The organism is Companilactobacillus sp. FL22-3 (genome assembly GCF_054881455.1).
In genome coordinates, this window is the sequence record NZ_JBTYYZ010000008.1 from 1 (window position 1) to 20,060 (window position 20,060).

Below are 20,060 nucleotides of genomic sequence, written 5' to 3' on the forward strand. Positions count from 1 at the left end.
TATCTAAAAAAACCATCATCAATTAAGATGATGGTTACAATTACGCTCGCCCGTCGCAAATATATTTTATTTTTGATTAATTGACCGACTAAATGACCGACTGACCGACCAATTCCGTGATTTTAATTAAATTTATGAAAAAGAAAAAGCCAGTCATATCAAGGCTTATATGCCTTAATACAACTGGCTGAAATCCGTATTATGGAGGTGAGGGGAATTGAACCCCTGTCCAAGCATAATGCTATGCAAGCATCTACACTCATAGTTGTATCATTTAAAGTTTCGCTACTTCGAACGCCATACAACCAGGCTAACCGAAGTAACTATTCCGGTAATCTCTTTTCAACTATTCAGAATGCACAGTTAAACGTAGCCCAATAATTTTGAGACCCATTTCTAACCCTTGGGCGAAGCTAGAATGGATCACGCTTAGACTGTTTTTAGGCAGCTAATGCGTAAGAATTATTATTTTTTGCAGTTATAATAAACTGTGTGTTTTTAGAGGGACACGAAACCCTAAGTGCAGCTTGCACGCTACTACACATGTCGAATCCAGAACACCCCCAAAGATGTCCAACTACTATAATATCTAAGTTTTAGAAAGATAGCAAATAGTTAGTTTAGCTTTTTATTAAAAAATAATGCTTAAGAAGTGTCTCTTGGTATGAAAATTGCTAAAATACAATATAGACGGAGGTATGAAAACGTGGATGAAAATGATATCAAACCTTTTTATCGGAAAAAATGGTTTTGGATCACGATTGTTTCTATCTTTATCATTGTATCAGCTACAACTTATATTGCTAACTATTCTTTCTATTCAGATCAAGCTGATAAAGCAACGGTTAGCCAAAGTAAAAGTCTAGCAGCTAAGAAAAAAATTGCTAATGATGCTTCCTTTATTTCAAAATATAATTCGATTAAGACTGGTAAAAATGGATTCAGCAAGTCAGAAATTGTTGATCTCTTAGGTGAACCCAATAATACTGAACGGTTAGCTGTTGATAAGTCCATTGTCACTCTCAGTTGGAATGGAACTGATAACAAGCAAAATGTCACAGTTCAAATTACATTGGAAAAAAATAAAGCAACTGCAAAGTCAATTCAAGGATTGGATATTGATAGGAAGAAACTTTTATCTATGGAAGATTTTGATAAGTTAAAAGTCGGTGACAGTTATAATAAAGTAATTAATGTATTAGGCGATCCCGACAATTATTCCGACGTCAATGGAATGAGAACTTTAATTTATCAAACCGATCTAACTGAAGCAGATCCATCAGTAAATTCGTTGATTAAAATTGAACTTTCTAACAATAAGGTAATTAATAAAGAACAACAGAATTTGAAACAATAAAAAAAAGGTGCATATGTCAAAATACTCGAAACTCGATACTTTGATATGTGCGCCTTTTATTGTGCAATTCTTTTTGCATGAAGCAATCCGAATCCTTTGATCGATAAACTGGAAATTCCAACTGACATTACCGCCAATAGGAATGAAATTATATCAGTCAAAGCAATGTTTCCTAAACAAACAATTGCATCAATAATGAATAAACTGATGTATTTATCAATCCCAAAATTCTTATGAATAATCATTGGAGGCACGGTCGTACCACCACTTGACATATTCAGGGTATAGAGAATCGCTAGACCGATTCCGAAAATGATACTTCCTACTATTATAGAGATGACCCGACTATTAGGAATTAAATTATAAACAGGAGTCACATATAACAGTAGGGGTAGTGAAAAACTTCCTAGAGCTAATTTGATCGTGGTTTGACGATCCAAATGTAAGTAAGCCAGTACTAACATCACAATATTTATGAACAGAACCGAGATGAATGTTGGGATTTTCCATCCTGCTTGCAACAAAATAGCAATTCCAGTGGCACCACCGGCTGCTATACTGTGCGGCTCGAAGAACATATTAAGACTAAATGCGATAAGTTCCAAAGCTACCAACATCAGTAGTAGTTTTGCGGACAATCTTTTTTTATTATTCTTCATATTTAATACTATATCATGAATATACATTTATCGCAATTAAAGTTTAAAATACCTAAAACATAATGTTTCAGATAGATTACTTAAGTTACATAAAACTGCGAAAATGTAACCTTGAGGTTGTTGTCATGTAATATTGACCTGTTAATATAGCACCATAGCAATTGAGAGAGCTAAAAATTTTTAAATATAAGGATGTAATTAATTTATGAAAAAAGTTTTATCTATCGCTTTAGTAAGTGCAATGGCTTTAACAGGAGTTTTGGCTTCAACAAATACAGCTCAAGCTGCCATTAATAATGGTAGTACCGTAACTGTTGAAAAGGGTGATACTTATAAGAGTATTGCAGCTGCAAATGGAATTAGTATTTCCGCTCTAGAACAAGCTAACGGACGCGAAGTTGGCGGATTTGACTTGATTTTCCCAGGTGAAACAATAGTTCTACCTGGTACTAATGCAGATACAACCGCAAGTACAACTACAACAGATAACACTAATACACAGGCTACAACAGATACATCTACATCTGCTGATACACAAGCCGCAACTACAGACACAACTAATACTGACACAAGTGCTAATACACAAGCAACAACAGATACATCATCGCAAGCAACAACTCAATCAACAACTACAACTGGTACTTCTCAAGGTACTTTTAAGATTTCATTCTATGATCCAGCCGTTCTAGGTTCAAATATGGGTTATAGTGGTGTTGCTGCTAACCTTTCAGTATTTCCTAAGGGTACACAATTGAAGATTACCTTATCAGATGGAACGGTTCTCTACAGAACTGTTAACGATACAGGAACATTTGCCTACAGCAATCCTAACCAATTAGATGTTGCTATGCCAAGTTCATCAATCCCATCTTATGGTGTTACAACAGCTTCAGTTGAAGTTTTATCATAATTTGAATAGACAATTGCCAGAAGACTTTCTATTAAAGAGAAGGTCTTTTTTTATTAGTAAAAAATTAATTTTAAGAATAATTGATTATTATAAATCTGTATTTTTAAATTTTTTTCATAAATTATTATTTAAATTCAACGTTATAAAACGTGTAACGATAGGCCAGATAAAGCCTTGAAATTATAGGGTTTTCTTTCAGTAAATAATATAAATGCAAGTTGGCATTAAAATGTAAAATTAGAAAATCTCTAAAAAAGTCCGACTTTTTCAATTGACTTTTCAAAATTTAGATTGTATTATCTAACCAACGATTAACAAGAGATATTTATTAAAACAATTTGATCGGGGGAAGTAATTCAATCCCGTTTGTACAGAAAACCTCTATTTGCTGAGATGAGGGCAACGGCTTGAATGAAAATGACCCGTGATTGGTGCGCTGAATCTTCGGATAAAGATGCAATGGTTGGTACCCTTTACAGTACACGCATATAGAATCTTTGTATGTTGTTAAGGGGATAAGTGTAAGTTTATTCCGAATTAGAATGGTACCGCGAGGAGTCGCTTCTAAGTAATGGACAGAAATGTTCAGCTTGGAAGCGGCTTTTTTTGTTTCTATAAATATTTTAAGTTGGTTAAGTATTAGTTAAGGTGGGAGAAAAACATGAGTAAATTTAAGAAATTAAGTAAGGTTATCTTACTAGCTTTTACAGCAATTTTTATCTTTGTACTTGCCGGTTGTGGCAATCAAAGCAAAGAACAAACAGTTAAGGTGGGAATCAATCCATCAGATGCTCCAATTTGGAAAGTCGTTCAAAAGAATGTTAAGAGCGAAGGAATTGATTTAAAGATCGTTCAATTCAACGATTACAATCAACCAAACACAGCCTTGGTTCAAGGTGAAGTTGATATCAACGCTTATCAACATACAGATTTCTTGAATGCATGGAATAAAGCACACAAGACAGACCTAGTTTCAATTGGTAAGACAGTTATCCAACCAATGGCTTTATATTCACACAAGATCACTAAACTTAGTCAATTAAAAGATGGTGCTAAGATTGCTATTCCTAATGATGCTTCTAATGAAGCTAGAGCATTACAATTACTTGAATACAATGGCGTAATCAAGTTGGATCCAAGCAAGACATTACCATCAACAAAGGATATTAAGGAAAATAAATTGAACTTGAAGTTTACAACACTTGATGCTGCTCAAACAGCTCGTTCATTAGATAGTGTTGATGCAGCCATCGTTAACGGTAACGTAGCAAGTGATGCTAAGTTAAATCCTAAGAAGGCAGTTATTACTGAAAAGATCAACAAGAAGTCGATTCCTTGGATCAATTTAATCGTTACACAAAAGAAGAATAAAGATAACAAGACTTATAAGAAGGTTGTTAAGGCTTTCCAAACTGATGATGTAGCCAAAGAAATCAAGAAGGTTTATGGCGGAAATGAAATTCCAGCTTGGAACGCTAAGCTCTAAAGATTTAGCTGATATTTGTAATTGAAAATGAGGAGGTTTTCTAATGTCAAAATTATCAGATCCATTAATTCAGAAATCAGTTGAAGATTTAAAACAATACATAGCACTACCATCTGTTTCAGCAAAAAATCAATCCATTACTGAGACGGCCGATTTCCTCGCAAAATTATTACAAGATTTCGGTGCCGATGTACAAGTTTGGAAGGAATACGAATATCCCGTTGTTTTCGCAGAAATTAAGCCTAACCAGCCCAGTGATACCACGATTCTGATTTACAATAACTACGATGTTCAACCAGCAGAACCACTGGAACTATGGAATTCCGATCCTTTCGAATTGAAAGTTACAGATGATAAATTTATCGGACGCGGTGTTTCAGATTGTAAGGCTGATTTGATTAGCCGCATTACAGCTTTGAAAATTTATCGTCAAGAACATGGAGATCTTCCTTGTAATATTAAATTCTTAATTGAAGGCCAAGAGGAAGTTGCCAGTCGTCACTTAGAAGACTATTTAAAAAAATACCACGACCTTCTAAGTGCTGATCTGATAATTTGGGAATCAGGATATAAGAACGAAGCAGAGCAGTTCAATTTTACCGGCGGTAATAAAGGTGTTTTATGTTTTGAATTAGAGGCAGTTTCCGCCGATATTGATTTACATTCATCTTTCGCAGCGGTTGTTGATTCGGCCACATGGAGATTGACCCAAGCCTTGAATGCGTTGCGTACTCCTGAAGGAGACATTAAAATCCCAGGCTTTTACGATGATGTCGTTCAGCCTACTCAAAAAGAGATTGATTTGGTCAATAAAGCCATTACCCCCGATCTAAAAGAAAAGTGGGATTTGCAAGTGCCACTATTAAAGAATCAATCAGTAAATTACAATTTAACTTTTAATCCCACTATTAATATAGAAGGAATTAGCAGTGGTTGGGAAGGTGATGGTGTAAAAACTGTCACTCCTAAGGCTGCCACAGCTAAACTAGAATTTCGCTTAGTCCCTAATCAAGATCCACACGACTTATTCGATAAGTTAACAAAGTATTTGAATGAGCTAGGTTTTACGGATGTCAAAGTTAAGTATCTATTAGGTGAAAAGGGATATCGTTGGGATCTCGACAGTCCAATTGTCAATAAGTTGATCGATACCGCCAAAGATTATTTTGGTGGTGAAGACAAAATCGAAGCCTTACCATCAAGCCCAGGTACTGGTCCAATGTACTTGTTAAACGAGTACACTAAAGCTTCAATCGTTTCAACTGGTGTGAGCTATTCTAAAGCTGGTAACCATGCACCAAACGAAAATATTAGAATTAAAGATTATTTAGACTTCATCGATTTCTTCGATCAATTCTTAGGTAAATTAAGGGAGTAATTATTAAATGGCAGAACAAACAGGGATAATTCAGCTAAAGAACATTGATGTAACTTTCCAGAATGAAGGCAAGACGATTGAAGCGGTCAAAGATGTTTCAATCGATGTTCAAAAAGGTGATGTTTTTGGAGTTATCGGTTACTCAGGTGCTGGTAAAAGTACTTTAGTCCGAGTGATCAATCTCTTGCAAAAGCCAACTGCCGGTTCAGTGATCGTAAACGGTCAGGATATGTTGCAATTGAGTCAAAAGGATTTACGCACAGCTCGTCGAAATATTGGAATGATTTTTCAACATTTCAACTTGATGAATTCCTTAACGGTATATGGAAATGTTGACTTTCCTTTACGAGATTCTGGTTTAAGTAAAGCTGAACGTAAACAAAAAATCGATCGATTATTGGATATCGTTGGTCTAGCAGATCGAGCTCGTAACTATCCATCACAATTATCTGGTGGGCAAAAACAACGTGTTGCTATTGCTAGAGCTTTAGCTAATGATCCAGAGATCTTGATTTCAGATGAGGCAACTAGTGCCTTGGATCCTAAAACTACCACAGAAATTTTGGATCTATTAGGACGCTTGAACAAGGAATTGGGCATTACGATTGTAATTATTACTCATGAAATGGATGCCATTAAACAAATTTGTAACCGCGTTTCAGTGATGGAAAATGGTCGTTTGATTGAAGAAGGAGATCTGTTGTCAATCTTTGGTAGTCCGAAGAAACAATTGACAAAAGACTTCGTTAACACTTCGACCCACATTGGTTCAGTTCTTGATGAAATTCGTGATAGTGGTATTGTTGACAAACTTTCAGGCCGTTTGATCGAGCTGAATTATATTGGTGATTCTACCAATGAACCAATCGTAGTTGAACTTTACAAACGTTTCCAAGTCGAAGCAAATATCTTGTTCAGTAATATTGAAAGATTACAAAATACCACCGTTGGGATTATGTTATTCGCTTTAACTGGGGATGATGATAAGGTTGAAAGTGCGATTCAATATTTGAATAGTTTAAATGTGAACGTTAAAGAAATCGATTTAAAGGAAGAAGGCAAATAATTTATGACAGACATACTTAATAAATTTTTACCCAATGTTGTTGCTAATTGGGAGGGCGATAATGGTTTCGTCACTGCCATCTGGCAAACGCTTTATATGACCTTTGTCAGTGCCTTCTTCGCCGGAATTATTGGTATTATTTTAGGAATTCTCTTGGTCGTGACTGCCGAAGACGGTATTACACCACATAAGAATTTCTATTACTGGCTTGATAAGTTGGTCAATCTATTTAGATCAATTCCATTTATTATTTTGCTAGCGGTTATTGGACCTTTCACTAAGTTGATTGTCGGACAGACAATTGGACCTACTGGAGCCTTAGTACCATTAGTAATCGGAACCGCACCATTCTTTGCTCGACAAGTTCAATTAGCCTTAGTTGAAGTTGATTCTGGTGTGATCGAAGCTGCCGAAGCGATTGGTTTGTCGCCAATGAAGATTATCTTTAGAGTTTATTTACGTGAAGGCCTACCAGAACTTATCCGTTCGGGAACACTAACGATTATTAGTTTGATTGGTTTAACTGCCATGGCTGGTGCTGTTGGTGGTGGTGGTCTTGGTAATATGGCCATTTCCGTTGGTTATCAAAGATTTGAAAATGACGTGACGATTGTTTCCATGTTATTCATCTTGGTTCTCGTCTTCGTCATTCAAGGTTTAGGTGATTTAGCGGTTCGTAAGTTAGAACATTAATTTAATTACATCTACCACATTAGTAATTAAATTGATTGGTATTTTGAAAAGTAAAGATGGGGAGTTTGCTTTAGAATACCGCTCGATCATGCGCTCTATTTGGCAAACTCTGCCGAGTAGAGCGTTTTTTATTTGAGGAGGAGTAATACAATGAAAAATAAATTTAAGGGAATATTTCTATTAGTCGTCGCCACATTGAGTTTTTTCGTTTTAGCAGGTTGTGGTAATAAAGCTAGTGCTAGTGATAAAACAACAACTGTAAAAATTGGTATCACAGGTTCAGATGATCGAGTTTTGAATTTAGTTGCTAAGAAGGTTAAAAAAGAAGGAATCAATTTAAAGATTGTTGAATTTTCAGACTATAGTCAACCTAATACGGCTTTGGCACAAGGTGAAATTGATTTGAATGCCTTTCAAACGATCACTTTCCAAAACGATTGGAATAAGAAACATCATACTAACATCGTTTCCATCGGTTCAACAGTAATTGCTCCAATGGCTTTGTATTCAAAGAAAATCACCAAAGTAAGTCAGATCAAAGATGGTGATAAGATTGCCATTCCAAATGATACAACCAACGAAGGTCGAGCTTTACAATTGTTGGAAAGCGCTGGTTTGATCAAGCTGGATAACAGTAAGATTCCTGCTCTAAAAGATATTACGGAAAATAAACATAATTTGAAGATTTCACCATTAGATGCTGCTAAAACAGCTAAATCATTAGATGATGTAACAGCTTCAGTCGTTAATAGTGGTGTAGCCAGTGATGCTAAGTTAGATCCTAAAAAGGCTGTCTATCGCGAAAAGATTACTGCAAAATCAAAACCTTATGTAAATATTATTTCAGCTAATGCCAAAGATAAGGATAAAGCTGCATATAAGAAAATAGTTAAAGCATATCAATCAGAAGATGTTGCTAAAGAGATCAAGAAAGAATTCGGCGGATATGAAAGTCCTGCTTGGAATTACAAAGTATTGAATTAATTAGTTCATCAGAAAAGTAAATATTCAGCATTTGCTTTTAGAAAGATATGAAAAGAGTCACTTCTAAAGGCTAATTACAGTCCAATAGAAGTGACTCTTTATTTTTAGGGGGATATCATGTTAACAAAACAGATTAAGGGAATATTTTTAGTATTCGTTACCACACTTAGTTTATTGGTTTTGGTTGGTTGTGGAAATAATCAAGCTGGGAAAACGGTGAAGGTTGGTATTACGGGAGCTAATGATCCGGCCTTAGAAAGAGTTGCCAAAATTGTTAAAAAGGAAGGAATCAATTTAAAAATTGTTGAATTCAGTGACTATAGTCAGCCCAATACTGCTCTAGCACAAGGTGAAATCGATATGAACGACTTCCAAACTTATACCTTCCAAAGCGATTGGAACAAGAAACACAAAACTGATATCGTGTCGATTGGCGAAACTGTAATCGCACCAATGTCGTTGTTTTCGAAAAAAATCACGAGCTTGAGTCAACTCAAAAAAGGTGACAAAGTTGGTATTCCGAATGATGTAACTAACGAAGGTCGGGCATTACAGTTACTGGAGAGTGCTGGTTTAATCAAGTTGGATAACGCCAAGATTCCAAATTTACAAGATATTACTGAAAATAAAGTTGGTATTAAGATTTCCTCACTGGATGCTGGTCAAACCGCTAAATCTTTAGATGATTTAACAGCTGCGTGCGTTAACAGTGGTGTGGCTAGTGATGCCAAATTGAATCCTAAGAATGCTGTCTATCGAGAAAAAATAACCGCTAAGTCTAAGCCTTATGTCAATATTTTGTCGGTTAATGCTAAGGATAAAAATAATCCAACCTATCAAAAAATTGCTAAGGCCTATCATAAAGAAGAAGTGGCTGAAGTTATTAAAAAGTCATTTCATGGATATGAGAATCCGGCTTGGACATATCCAGCTCTAAAAGAAGATTAATTATCTCAGAAGGAAGCTTAGGATTAACAAGTTTCCTTCTTTTTTGTGCATTTTGAAGCGATTTAATCTAAAATTAGGTTAAATAGTTGTTTCAAAGAAGTCAGGGATGTATATGAAAAATTTAGGGACGGTTTTAAAAGAGTTACGAAAAGAAAAAGGTTTGACACAACAAGAGTTAGCCCAGGGAGTCTGCGCTCAATCCATGCTCTCGGCTATCGAAAATGATGTTTATATACCAAATGCCAATTTGTTGATTAATTTGGCTAATAAATTGGATGTTGATTTAGATGAAATTAGTTTGGCAAAAAATTTCTCAATTGGTCACAATCAAGAATTTGACGAAATGGTTGATAAGTTGTGTCGAAGTCATCAATATGAACAACTACGACAATATTTAGAACAAAACAAGGTTGTTGATAACTTAGAAACATCTCACCAATTGCAAGTTTACTATTATTATTTAGGTATCGCCCAATTGCAAACAGGTGCTTTAACTAAAGCAATTGCATCTTTAAAGCGCTCATTAGCAGAAGTCGATCACTTGCATTTGGAGACTATTTCACGACTAGCTTATTTAGGTATTGGCTATATCAGTGCCCTACAAGGTAACAAAACAGCCGCGGTTGATTGTGTGGATCTGGCTTTTCGCAATTGGAGCGAATATGTCTATCAAGAAAATCAAAATATTCTCTATTATTTAGCAGCGTTGATTTATTTTAAACTGAATGATTATCAAAATTCGACAGCGTATTTGGTTGACGGAATAGCTTTTATTGCCAAACACGATTCTCATTATATGTTAGCAAATTGCTATTTCTTGATGGCCCGCTTATCTCAGGAAGCTCATCATGATGACGAGCGTTTAGAATCTAATAAGCGCAGGGACTTATTTACAGAACTGTATGGTGAACAAATTTTTAAAGAGCTTTAGTCATTGTGAAAATGGCGATATAAGTGCAGATGACAAGATTGTAAGGTGTTTGTAAGCAATTTCTATGTACTATTATCGGGAAATCTTTTATGATGTGTTTATAGATGAAAAGGGGGAAGTAAATTATGCATATTCCAATTAAACGTTCAAAGAGTAATTACGTAATTGCAGGTGTCATTGGAGGATTAGCAGAGCATTTTCAATGGAACCCAACAGTTGCAAGAGTTTTATGGCTGATTTTATCTCTAACCCCATTCCCGGGCATCATAGGCTACTTAGTCTTGTGGTTATTGATGGAAAGTCCAGACTATTAATTAATCGAGGTTTTAGTGATGCATATTCCAATTAGAAGATCAAAAGACAATCAAATATTAGGTGGAGTAATTGCTGGATTTTGTGAACAGTATGATTGGAATCCAGCTGTCGGCCGAGTGCTTTACGTAGCGGTTTCATTGACATCGCTTTTTCCAGGAATTATAGCCTATTTGATTTTGTTACTTTTGATGGAAAAACCAAATGAAGCTTAAAATGGGCTACAGTGTAGTCGACTTTAAAGATGCCCTCTGATTCGCATGAGAATCGGAGAGCATCTTTTTTTCTTTTCAAAAAATGCTACAATTAAACTCCGTATGGAATGGTTACTAAAGAAATGGGGCAAGACGTTGGATATTCGAAAGTTTGCGGTCTTTGTGGATTTAGCAAAGACACTCAATTATACAGAAACAGCTGAGAACCTCTACACCACGCAAGGCAATATTTCTAAACAAATCTTGGCTTTGGAAAAGGGGTTAGGGGTTACACTTTTTAAACGGGCTCATCGTACAATTGAATTGACTCCCGCAGGACGATTGATTTTACCTAATGCCAAACAAATTTTAGGTGATTTTGATAAGTTGACGGTCAAACTGAATGACTTTCAGGCCAATCAGAGACAAACATTGAAGATACATACCATTCCCACTATGCCCAGTTATCGAAGCTTTAACTATATTAGTCAATTTCTGAAAGATTATCCTGGGATACAAGTTCAATTACAAGAAGAAGAGAGTTATCATTTGATTCCCTCATTGCGGGCAGGTGAGTGTGAGATCATTTTTGCGCGAACCTTTGAGTTTAACCATTCTGACTTGGAACGTATTGTGATGGAGGATGATTACTTTGTGGCAGTTTTACCGCAAGATTATCCAATTGCTGTAGAAAAGTTAGATTTAGCTGCATTGAAGTCAGAACGTTTTCTAATATTAGGTGAAGCGACTAATTTGTATGAACCTGTTAAACAACTGTGCGAAAAAGCTGGTTTCAACCCACAAATTGTCTATCAAGGTACCAGAGTCGACTTGATCATGCAGATGATTCAAAATAATATGGGTATTTCAGTGATGACAGCTAAAATGGCTCGTCCTTTCGCTGAAAAGGTTAAAATTGTACCTCTGCTGACTAATATTACGAATAAATTAAGCTTTATTCGGCTAAAGGGGCAGCATTCTCAAGCAAGTGAGTTCTTTTGGGATTATATTCAAACTAAGACAAGTAATGAGGAGACAGAATGATTCAAGATTTATCAACCAAGGAAATAATTGATCTGATGGAATCAGGTCTGAAAATGAAGTTCTCCGCAGAACAAATAAAAATTCTTAATAATGACTTTACGAAACCGTTGTTAGTTAATGCCTGTGCTGGATCGGGTAAGACAACGATTTTTATTTTGATGGCACTGATAGCTGTCGCCCAAGGTAATGCTGATCCTGATGAAATTCTTGGTATTACTTTTTCCCACAAGTCACGGGTCGATATGGGTAATCGTTATGATAACTTCGTTAACGACTTAAAAGCTACCACCTTGAATCTACCAGCTGGCCGACCCAATTTTACGACTTTTCACGCCTTGTTCTATCAATTGTTACGGCAAAATCCTGAATATCAACGATCACAAGTATTGACAAGCTATCGAATCTTTATGCGTGATCTGACTGATCAAATAAAACATCCTAGTAACGTTATAACGAAGGCAGAAATGTTGGAAGAAATGTTTGATTTAAATGATTATTTAATCAATCAAGGCTTAACGACAGATGGTATTTTACCAACAGCCACAGAGAATCAACCTTTCAGTGAGGCCGTCAAAGCAATGTCCGAGTTTTCTCGTCAAAATCACGATGAGGGTTTTTATGAAGATTATTTAGCGGTACTTCGTAAGTATCAAGAGTTGAAGCGGCAAAATAGTTATATTGATTTCAATGATATGAAATTATTATTGATTGAAAGTATGCATGATCCTAATTATTTGCAGTACTATCAACGAATCATGTCACGTTATAAGATTGCGGTGATCGATGAGTTTCAGGATATCGATAATTTGCAATGGCAAATAATCTCCAAATTACTTAGCAAAGAAACGATGCAGCATTTGATTGTTATTGGTGACGATGATCAGAGTATTTATTCATTTCGAGGTAGTAATTCGAAATATATTTTGAATTACAAACGTCTTTTATCGAACGCTACCAAATTGAATTTATCAACTAATTATCGGACTGGAGAAAAGATTCTCAAGCGGGTTATTCCCCTAATCAAACAAAACCATGTGCGCCTTGATAAGGAATTGTTATCAGGACGCCCAGATTTAGGGAAGTTTGTTTTATATAGCAGTAAGAAATCGGGCTTTAACGGCGGTTCGAAAATGTTGAAGCGGCTAGTGAAACAAATTAATGATCCTCAAATTAATAACGATGACATAGCGATACTGGTTCGTTACAACTCCTCAAGAATGCTCTTGGCCGATTGGCTAGCTAATCAAGGAATATACGCCAACATTAATAACGCTGGAGCCATCTTACAAAATAATTTGATTTATCGTATTATAACTGAACTGATGAAAGGCTTGTGGCAGGATCAATATCAATACTTTTCTGATCATGCTAATCGAATCGGCTTTCGGGCGTATAAGGACCACACTCGAAAAGTTGAGGCCAGATCAGGTAATGATTTTGAAAAATTAAGTGATTATTTATTGGCCGCTGAAGCATATAATGCTGAAACAAATACCCCCTTTAAACGGACCGATGCAAGGGTTCAAGTCTACTTTAATAGCATTAAACGTTTTAAAACACGTTTAGACGAGACAACAAGTGTGGATAGTAAGCACAAATTATCAGCTAGTTTGATCAAGGATCTATACCAAGCTGCTAATCGTTTAACAGACAGGTATTTTGATTTTATGGTTGAGAAGAATTTTATGTCCAAAGTTGAAGTCAAAGATATCAAGCAATATTTGGAAGAAGAATTGAAACGATATGAGAGTATCGATGACTTTTTCTTTGACGAGGCGCAGAAAAAAGATATTCTTTCTGATCGTCACCAACAAGATAAGCAACATCGTATTCAATTCTTGTCTTTACATCAGGCAAAGGGTTTAGAGTTCAAATATGTTTATTTATACGGATTGACTGATAAGGAAGTTGAAAAAGCAGGCATAGTGTTAAATGATTGGTTCCCGCCTGCCATGGCCTTCGAGCAATTTGTCAAAAAGTGGAAATCAGTTTATAAACAAAACTTTGAATTTCTAGAACATGCTTTGCAAGCGGCCCACATTGACAACTATAAAGATATAACCCACAATAATGCCTTCAATCCTATCAACTTGGATAAAACATTGACGAAGAAAAAAGAATTTGAAATGTTTCATGTTTTTTATAAAGAAGTTGAGAATTATTCGGCTTTCATTGAAGAGGAACGGCGTCTTTTGTACGTTGGAGTGACTCGGGCTCAATTGGAGCTTAGTTTGAGAATTGCACCGGATTCTAATCCATTATTGTTCGAATTACAACTTCCTAAGAAAAAAACTCAGAAATAACTATTAAGCATTCCAGTTTGGAATGCTTTTTACTTTATCTTGAATTGTTTCAGGCATTTGTCAGCCTCTATAATAATCACTGTTAAATAGAAGGAGGCAATAAAATGTCAGAAGAATTGTATGATTTGCGAAAAGTTATAGATGAATTAAAGCAAACTCCAGGTGAGTATCATGAGACTGATGTGGAAGTTGATCCTCATGCAGAATTATCAGGTGTATATCGTTACATTGGTGCCGGAGGAACGATTGAACGACCAACCAAAAGTGGACCTTCAATGATGTTTAATAATATTAAAGGTTTTCCGCAAAGAAGAATCTATATTGGTTCGATGGCTAGTCGGAAAAGAGTCGGTAAGATCTTGCATCATGATTACAAAACTTTAGGACGCTTTTTGAAGGATTCAGTTGAGCATCCCGTGGCACCAGTGGTAGTTGATTCTAAAAATGCCCCCGTTCAACAAGTTGTATATAAAGCAAGCGACAAAGATTTTGACATCAGAAAAATTCTACCTGCAGCAACTAATACTGAATATGATGCGGGACCTTATATCACTGTAGGGGTAGTTTTAGGCTCAAACCCTGAAAAAACTATGTCTGATGTAACGATCCATCGAATGGTTCTTGAAGATAGGGATACTCTGGGGATGTATATTATGCCTGGTGGCCGTCATATTGGCCATTTCCAGAAGGAATTTGAAAAGATAAATCAGCCTATGCCAATAACTATCAATATTGGTTTAGATCCTGCTATCACTATTGGTGCAACATTTGAGCCACCAACTACGCCGTTAGGATATGATGAATTGAATGTTGCAGGGGCGTTGCGCAAACAAGCTGTCCAATTAGTTGATGCAAAGACGGTCAACGAGAAAGCAATCGCTTTGGCAGAATACGTTATCGAAGCTGAAATCATTCCTAATCAAACGATGCAAGAAGATATCAATACAAACACTGGTAAAGCCATGCCTGAATTTCCTGGTTATGATGGTGACGCTAATCCCGCCGTCAATGTGGTTAAAGTCAAAGCTATTACCACTCGCAAGAATCCCATCTTTCAGACAATGATCGGTCCCAGTGAAGAACACGTTTCAATGGCAGGTATTCCAACAGAAGCCTCAATTTTAGAATTAGTTGATAAAGCGATCCCAGGTAAAGTTGTGAATGTATATAATCCTCCAGCCGGTGGAGGAAAACTGATGACAATCATGCAAATTCATAAAGATGATGAAGCAGATGAAGGAATTCAACGCCAGGCGGAAATTTTGGCATTATCAGCTTTTAAAGAGTTAAAAACAGTTATTTTAGTTGATGAAGATGTTGATATTTTTGACATGAACGATGTTATGTGGACTTTGAATACGCGCTTCCAAGGTGATCAAGATATTATGGTTCTTTCCGGAATGAGAAATCATCCCTTAGATCCATCGGAGAGACCCCAGTATGATACTAAATCGATTCGTTTCCGAGGAATGAGTTCAAAAACTATTTTTGACGGAACCGTACCATTTGATATGAAAAATCAATTTCAACGAGCTCAATTCAAGCAAGTTGATGATTGGGAAAAATATTTAGAATAGAAGGAATAGTCCTCGATGAGAAAAGTAGTTATCGGTGTCACTGGCGCCTCAGGGACAATTTACGCAATTGATCTGATAAAAAAACTCCAAGCTATTTCTGAAGTTGAAACTCATGTCGTTTTCAGTGCTTGGGCAAAGAAAAATTTACAGCTTGAGACCGATGTATCATTAAAAGAAATCAAGGATTCAGTTGATTATTTTTATAGTGACAGTGACCTGGGTGCCAAAATTGCCAGTGGCTCTTTTTTAACCGATGGCATGATTATCGTTCCGGCAAGTATGAAAACAATTGCTAGTATTGCGGTGGGGCTTGGTGATAATTTGATTTCAAGAGCAGCTGATGTAACGTTGAAAGAACAACGTAAGCTAGTTATTGTTCCCAGAGAGACGCCCTTAAATACGATCCATTTGGAAAATATGACAAAGTTGTCGCAGATGGGCGTGCAAATGATTCCTCCTATTCCAGCCTTTTACAATCATCCCCCGACAATTCAAGATTTAATCGATCATCAAACCATGAAAGAGCTAGATGCGTTAGGAATTAAAAATGATATTAGTGGCCGTTGGGAGGGAATTTAATGAAATTTTCAGTCACCCGAGAAAATTATATGATAGAAGCTCAAGTAACAATTATCGGTAAAGATTTATTCATCGCTATAACGGGTGGCGACAACCCACACATTGGAACTGTTACCACCTTAACGAAAAACACCGCTATGCAAACGATACGTTATCCCAGTCATGACGGTCGCCTGCATAAAGATGATGTTCTAGCAATTAGAATAGGTAAGATTATTCAAAATGATTTACCAGGTAGTTGTACGATCACGGCAGGTGTACATGTTAACCATATCTCTCAAAAACAGATTATGGTTTCAGCACTGATGGCTCAAAACCTCGGTGAGCAAATAAAAAAATGGCTCAGAGCGAATGATTTGTCAGTGCCTGAACCAATTTATTATCGAAATTTTGAAAAACCAGTGTAAGTCTTATTATTATTAAGTTAAGGATATAGAAGTTGCTATATGATGTTATTTCTTTTCAAAAAATGATGGCGAGTATAATCTCACCATCATTTTTTGAATACAATTCAATATCTATTATTCTTTCAATTATTTGCTAAAGTGTAAACTATTTCCAATAATTGGAAATAGTTTGTGCTTTTTTGCACAAATAGATGCTGATAAAATAATACTCGAAGGAAAGGGAAAGGAGTTTTATGAATGAAAGAGCAAAGCTATTGTTAGAGATGATTCTTTCACACGATAATATAACACAACAGCAAGCAGCAATTTTTTTAGGCGTGTCTGACAGAACTGTGAGAAATACATTAGATGAAATAGATGAATATTTAATTGCTCATAATCTTAATTCGTTAGAAAAAAATACAAAAACTTTTCTCAGTTATAATGGTGATCACAATTCAATTAGGGCATTAGCGATTGAAGAAAACACTAATAACAATAATTTATTGATAAATCCTGATTATAGAATGGAATTTATTTATTATTCTATCTTAACTAACAAGAGTAGGGTGACAATAGACTTTTTAGAAAAGATTTGTCAAGCCAGTCGAAGTACGATTAATAATGATGTGCGAAGATTAAAAACAGTAATTAGCAAAGAAGGAATCCATTTAGAATTTAGTAAAAAGAAAGGCTTTTTTTTGACCGGTGATGAAAGCGCTATCAGAAATAGGTACATCAACACTTCACGATTTATAAGGCAACGTATACCAATAATATCTCCATTTAGTGAGGTAGAAGAAGAGCTAATTAGATTTTGTTTGGATCAAATTGAACAAAGTTTGCATATCAAGTTTACGTATGAGTCTTTCCTTCAAATATCAGATTATCTGTGTATAAGTATTATCAGATTACTAGAAAGCAACACAATAATTAAGGTTGCAAAGATAGACGATATTGAATTTGATGAGGTTAGAAAGACACTTTCTCTTTTGGAATCTTTTTTCAATATCAGATTTTCTACAATAGAAGTATCTGAGTTATTAAATGCTATAAATCGCTCTCATTTGCTAAAAAATGAATTAATAGATAAGAGACTTAATCTTAAGTTGGATATTTTAGCTGGAAAATTTGTAGATAAAATTACGAAAAAGTTAAAGATAAACTTTTTGGAGGACAGTGATTTTATAAATAATCTCACTCTTCATTTTCAAACAGTTATAAATCAGGTTCCACTTCCGAATAACGACACTATATCGGATGAGATGATGATACAAATTAAATCAAAATATAATGAAGTATTTGATGTAATTTCACAAACGGTTGATTCTATACCCCGTATGTGCAAATTAGGTTTTAATACTGAAGAAAATATTTATCTATTAACAATTCATGTAATTTCGGGAATTGAACGTATTAAATCTTTAACTGAAGCCAAATTGAGAGTTTTATTAGTTTGTCATATGGGAGTTGGGACATCACAATTACTTCAAATTAAATTGTCTAAAATATTTAATTTTAAATGTAAAGTAGCTTCCATTGAGGATATATCAGATGTAAAGAAGATTAATGAAAATTATGACTTGGTATTATCTACCGTCAATTTGCATAACTCAAAAATGAATTATGTAAAAGTTTCGCCGTATATAACTGATAATGAGTTAAAACAATTGTCTGAATTTATAGCAAGCAAAACAAGGGATTTAATGAGAGAAGAATTTAATAAGAGTTATAAGGAGTTGAGGATACCAGTGTTAAAAGAGTTATTAACAGAAAATAATATTCGTGTAAATGTACCCGTAGAAAATTGGGAAGATGCAATTAAGAAGTCTGGCAATATTCTTTTGAATAATGGTTCCATTGAAAATGAATACATAGAAGGAATGATAAATGTTGTAAAGGAATTTGGATCTTACATCGTTATATTACCGGGTATAGCCCTAGCTCATGCAAGTACAAATGATGGTGTAAATAGAATTGGGATGAGCCTAATCACGTTAGAAAATGATGTCAAATTTGGTAATAAAAAAAATGATCCAGTTCACACCGTCATATGCTTAGCAACTATTGACCATGATACTCACTTAAAGGCACTTTCTGAGTTAGTTGCTTTACTTAATGATGATGATTTTAAAATGAAACTAAAGAATAATGAAAAAAAGAAAATCATTAATTCAATTCAAAAAGTAAAAATAGAATCTAATGGAGATAAACAACATGAAAAATAATGAATTGTACGAAATTGTTACAAAACAAATGAAACTTCAGAATATTGAAAATAGAGAACCCATAAATCAAGCTGCTAGTTATTGTGCTGATTCTGTACAAAAAGGGAAGGTCATACATGTTTTTGGAACTGGACATTCTCAAATGTTTGCAATGGAGGTTTTCTATCGTGCAGGTGGATTAGTTCCGGTGAATGCAATGTTGTCACCGCATTATGCACTCCAACCTAAAGCAAAATTGAGTACGCTTCAGGAGAGAATTGAAGGGTTTAGCAACAAATACTTTGATCTAGAAAATCCATCGTCAGATGATACCTTGATTATTATTTCTGTTTCTGGGCGAAACGCTGCCTCAATTGATATGGCTCTTGAAGCAAAACGTATGGGATTGAAAGTTATCGCAGTGACATCTAGAGCGTTTACTGAAGGAGTGTACAGCAGACACTCTTCTGGGAAATTGCTGAAGGATGTTGCAGACGTAGTTGTTGATATAGCATGTGATAAAGGAGATGCAGCATTATCCATTGAAGGGGTTAGCGCCAAGTTTTGTGGAACATCGACAATCTTAGGAATGTTGAATATGGAATCTATTGTAGCTAGAACAATAGAATTACTGTCTGAAAGAGGAGTAAATCCGCCGATTTACGTAAGCTCTAACCTGGATGAAGGTGACAAGATCAATGATAAGTACATTAAAAAATACGGCTCGGTTATTACTAATCTTTGAGAATAAATGGAGGTCATTTAATAATGAAAATTATGACAGTTTGTGGAATGGGTGTAGGAACTAGTTTGATGTTGAAGATGACCGTAGAGTCTGCTCTATCGCAATTAGGCATAATTGCAGATGTTCAACATTGGGATTTAGGAACAGTGGCAGGACAAGAGCATGATTTTATAGTCACTTCAGATGAGTTTAAGGATAACTTTAAAGATAACCCTAATGTTATCTACATCACCAATATCATGGATGTAAATGAAGTTAAGGATAAGTTAAACGATTATTTTGAAAAACAGGGGGTATAAAA

At 35.4% G+C, this 20,060-nt stretch carries 20 protein-coding genes and 1 other RNA gene; 19 read left to right on the forward strand and 2 right to left on the reverse strand.

The features are described 5' to 3' along the window. Nucleotides 1-199: 199 nt before the first annotated feature. Nucleotides 200-565, reverse strand: a transfer-messenger RNA (tmRNA) gene (gene ssrA, locus ACYT32_RS08250). A gap of 141 nt (nucleotides 566-706) precedes the next feature. On the opposite strand from ssrA, the gene ACYT32_RS08255 reads away from it, so the two are divergent. Next, nucleotides 707-1,357 carry a DUF3862 domain-containing protein gene (locus ACYT32_RS08255; protein WP_395265756.1) on the forward strand — a complete coding sequence of 217 codons (651 nt, stop codon included), beginning with the start codon at nucleotides 707-709 and terminating at the stop codon, nucleotides 1,355-1,357. A 56-nt stretch (nucleotides 1,358-1,413) separates the two neighbouring features. Here ACYT32_RS08255 and ACYT32_RS08260 read toward each other — a convergent pair whose 3' ends face one another. Next, the gene (locus tag ACYT32_RS08260) at nucleotides 1,414-2,016 is read right to left on the reverse strand and encodes a YitT family protein (protein WP_395265755.1); all 603 of its coding nucleotides are present in this window, start codon (nucleotides 2,014-2,016) and stop codon (nucleotides 1,414-1,416) included. Between the two features lie 205 nt (nucleotides 2,017-2,221). Between ACYT32_RS08260 and ACYT32_RS08265 the strand changes: the two genes are divergently transcribed. From ACYT32_RS08265 to ACYT32_RS08350, 18 genes are all read left to right on the forward strand, one after another. Next, nucleotides 2,222-2,926, forward strand: a complete 705-nt coding sequence (locus ACYT32_RS08265; RefSeq protein WP_395265754.1) for a DPBB and LysM peptidoglycan-binding domain-containing protein — start codon at nucleotides 2,222-2,224, stop codon at nucleotides 2,924-2,926. Nucleotides 2,927-3,587: 661 nt separating this feature from the next. After that, nucleotides 3,588-4,412: a MetQ/NlpA family ABC transporter substrate-binding protein gene (locus ACYT32_RS08270; protein ID WP_395265753.1), complete on the forward strand. Its 825-nt coding sequence runs from the start codon at nucleotides 3,588-3,590 to the stop codon at nucleotides 4,410-4,412. Nucleotides 4,413-4,455: 43 nt separating this feature from the next. After that, on the forward strand, nucleotides 4,456-5,790 hold the full coding sequence (locus ACYT32_RS08275; protein ID WP_395265752.1) for a M20/M25/M40 family metallo-hydrolase: 1,335 nt from the start codon (nucleotides 4,456-4,458) through the stop codon (nucleotides 5,788-5,790). A 7-nt stretch (nucleotides 5,791-5,797) separates the two neighbouring features. Beyond that, the gene (locus ACYT32_RS08280) at nucleotides 5,798-6,856 is read left to right on the forward strand and encodes a methionine ABC transporter ATP-binding protein (protein ID WP_395265751.1); all 1,059 of its coding nucleotides are present in this window, start codon (nucleotides 5,798-5,800) and stop codon (nucleotides 6,854-6,856) included. 3 nt (nucleotides 6,857-6,859) lie between these two features. Beyond that, entirely contained in the window at nucleotides 6,860-7,549 is a 690-nt protein-coding gene (locus tag ACYT32_RS08285) for a methionine ABC transporter permease (protein ID WP_395265750.1), read from the forward strand. A 150-nt stretch (nucleotides 7,550-7,699) separates the two neighbouring features. Next, nucleotides 7,700-8,533, forward strand: coding sequence for a MetQ/NlpA family ABC transporter substrate-binding protein (locus tag ACYT32_RS08290; RefSeq protein ID WP_395265749.1), 834 nt, complete (start codon nucleotides 7,700-7,702; stop codon nucleotides 8,531-8,533). A 132-nt stretch (nucleotides 8,534-8,665) separates the two neighbouring features. After that, nucleotides 8,666-9,481 (forward strand): MetQ/NlpA family ABC transporter substrate-binding protein, encoded by an 816-nt coding sequence (locus ACYT32_RS08295; protein ID WP_395265767.1) that lies wholly within the window; start codon nucleotides 8,666-8,668, stop codon nucleotides 9,479-9,481. Between the two features lie 106 nt (nucleotides 9,482-9,587). Beyond that, nucleotides 9,588-10,412, forward strand: coding sequence for a helix-turn-helix domain-containing protein (locus tag ACYT32_RS08300; protein ID WP_461793394.1), 825 nt, complete (start codon nucleotides 9,588-9,590; stop codon nucleotides 10,410-10,412). A 125-nt stretch (nucleotides 10,413-10,537) separates the two neighbouring features. Continuing rightward, the gene (locus ACYT32_RS08305) at nucleotides 10,538-10,726 is read left to right on the forward strand and encodes a PspC domain-containing protein (RefSeq protein ID WP_395265747.1); all 189 of its coding nucleotides are present in this window, start codon (nucleotides 10,538-10,540) and stop codon (nucleotides 10,724-10,726) included. Between the two features lie 18 nt (nucleotides 10,727-10,744). Next, the gene (locus ACYT32_RS08310) at nucleotides 10,745-10,939 is read left to right on the forward strand and encodes a PspC domain-containing protein (protein ID WP_395265746.1); all 195 of its coding nucleotides are present in this window, start codon (nucleotides 10,745-10,747) and stop codon (nucleotides 10,937-10,939) included. Nucleotides 10,940-11,074: 135 nt separating this feature from the next. After that, entirely contained in the window at nucleotides 11,075-11,962 is an 888-nt protein-coding gene (locus ACYT32_RS08315; protein WP_461793395.1) for a LysR family transcriptional regulator, read from the forward strand. Further along, nucleotides 11,959-14,265 carry a UvrD-helicase domain-containing protein gene (locus tag ACYT32_RS08320; RefSeq protein WP_395265744.1) on the forward strand — a complete coding sequence of 769 codons (2,307 nt, stop codon included), beginning with the start codon at nucleotides 11,959-11,961 and terminating at the stop codon, nucleotides 14,263-14,265. Before ACYT32_RS08315 ends, ACYT32_RS08320 begins: the two co-directional genes overlap by 4 nt. A 104-nt stretch (nucleotides 14,266-14,369) precedes the next feature. Then, a complete protein-coding gene (locus ACYT32_RS08325; RefSeq protein ID WP_395265743.1) occupies nucleotides 14,370-15,842 on the forward strand; it encodes a UbiD family decarboxylase in 1,473 nt (490 codons plus the stop codon). 15 nt (nucleotides 15,843-15,857) lie between these two features. Then, on the forward strand, nucleotides 15,858-16,421 hold the full coding sequence (locus ACYT32_RS08330) for a UbiX family flavin prenyltransferase (RefSeq protein WP_395265742.1): 564 nt from the start codon (nucleotides 15,858-15,860) through the stop codon (nucleotides 16,419-16,421). Continuing rightward, entirely contained in the window at nucleotides 16,421-16,828 is a 408-nt protein-coding gene (gene lpdD, locus ACYT32_RS08335; protein WP_395265741.1) for a prenylated flavin chaperone LpdD, read from the forward strand. The genes ACYT32_RS08330 and lpdD overlap by 1 nt, the downstream gene beginning before the upstream one ends. Nucleotides 16,829-17,061: 233 nt before the next feature. Further along, nucleotides 17,062-19,035 (forward strand): BglG family transcription antiterminator, encoded by a 1,974-nt coding sequence (locus tag ACYT32_RS08340; RefSeq protein ID WP_395265740.1) that lies wholly within the window; start codon nucleotides 17,062-17,064, stop codon nucleotides 19,033-19,035. Continuing rightward, nucleotides 19,025-19,759 (forward strand): sugar isomerase domain-containing protein, encoded by a 735-nt coding sequence (locus ACYT32_RS08345; RefSeq protein WP_395265739.1) that lies wholly within the window; start codon nucleotides 19,025-19,027, stop codon nucleotides 19,757-19,759. The genes ACYT32_RS08340 and ACYT32_RS08345 overlap by 11 nt, the downstream gene beginning before the upstream one ends. A gap of 23 nt (nucleotides 19,760-19,782) precedes the next feature. Continuing rightward, nucleotides 19,783-20,058, forward strand: coding sequence for a PTS sugar transporter subunit IIB (locus ACYT32_RS08350; RefSeq protein WP_395265738.1), 276 nt, complete (start codon nucleotides 19,783-19,785; stop codon nucleotides 20,056-20,058). Nucleotides 20,059-20,060: the final 2 nt, after the last annotated feature.

Excerpts from the sequence above, each read along its gene's own strand:
- ACYT32_RS08260 (WP_395265755.1), bottom strand. The coding sequence starts at position 2,016 with ATGAAGAATAATAAAAAAAGATTGTCCGCAAAACTACTACTGATGTTG.
- ACYT32_RS08265 (WP_395265754.1), top strand. The coding sequence starts at position 2,222 with ATGAAAAAAGTTTTATCTATCGCTTTAGTAAGTGCAATGGCTTTAACA.
- ACYT32_RS08270 (WP_395265753.1), top strand. The coding sequence starts at position 3,588 with ATGAGTAAATTTAAGAAATTAAGTAAGGTTATCTTACTAGCTTTTACA.
- ACYT32_RS08275 (WP_395265752.1), top strand. The coding sequence starts at position 4,456 with ATGTCAAAATTATCAGATCCATTAATTCAGAAATCAGTTGAAGATTTA.
- ACYT32_RS08280 (WP_395265751.1), top strand. The coding sequence starts at position 5,798 with ATGGCAGAACAAACAGGGATAATTCAGCTAAAGAACATTGATGTAACT.
- ACYT32_RS08285 (WP_395265750.1), top strand. The coding sequence starts at position 6,860 with ATGACAGACATACTTAATAAATTTTTACCCAATGTTGTTGCTAATTGG.
- ACYT32_RS08290 (WP_395265749.1), top strand. The coding sequence starts at position 7,700 with ATGAAAAATAAATTTAAGGGAATATTTCTATTAGTCGTCGCCACATTG.
- ACYT32_RS08300 (WP_461793394.1), top strand. The coding sequence starts at position 9,588 with ATGTATATGAAAAATTTAGGGACGGTTTTAAAAGAGTTACGAAAAGAA.
- ACYT32_RS08305 (WP_395265747.1), top strand. The coding sequence starts at position 10,538 with ATGCATATTCCAATTAAACGTTCAAAGAGTAATTACGTAATTGCAGGT.
- ACYT32_RS08310 (WP_395265746.1), top strand. The coding sequence starts at position 10,745 with ATGCATATTCCAATTAGAAGATCAAAAGACAATCAAATATTAGGTGGA.
- ACYT32_RS08320 (WP_395265744.1), top strand. The coding sequence starts at position 11,959 with ATGATTCAAGATTTATCAACCAAGGAAATAATTGATCTGATGGAATCA.
- ACYT32_RS08325 (WP_395265743.1), top strand. The coding sequence starts at position 14,370 with ATGTCAGAAGAATTGTATGATTTGCGAAAAGTTATAGATGAATTAAAG.
- ACYT32_RS08330 (WP_395265742.1), top strand. The coding sequence starts at position 15,858 with ATGAGAAAAGTAGTTATCGGTGTCACTGGCGCCTCAGGGACAATTTAC.
- lpdD (WP_395265741.1), top strand. The coding sequence starts at position 16,421 with ATGAAATTTTCAGTCACCCGAGAAAATTATATGATAGAAGCTCAAGTA.
- ACYT32_RS08340 (WP_395265740.1), top strand. The coding sequence starts at position 17,062 with ATGAATGAAAGAGCAAAGCTATTGTTAGAGATGATTCTTTCACACGAT.
- ACYT32_RS08345 (WP_395265739.1), top strand. The coding sequence starts at position 19,025 with ATGAAAAATAATGAATTGTACGAAATTGTTACAAAACAAATGAAACTT.
- ACYT32_RS08350 (WP_395265738.1), top strand. The coding sequence starts at position 19,783 with ATGAAAATTATGACAGTTTGTGGAATGGGTGTAGGAACTAGTTTGATG.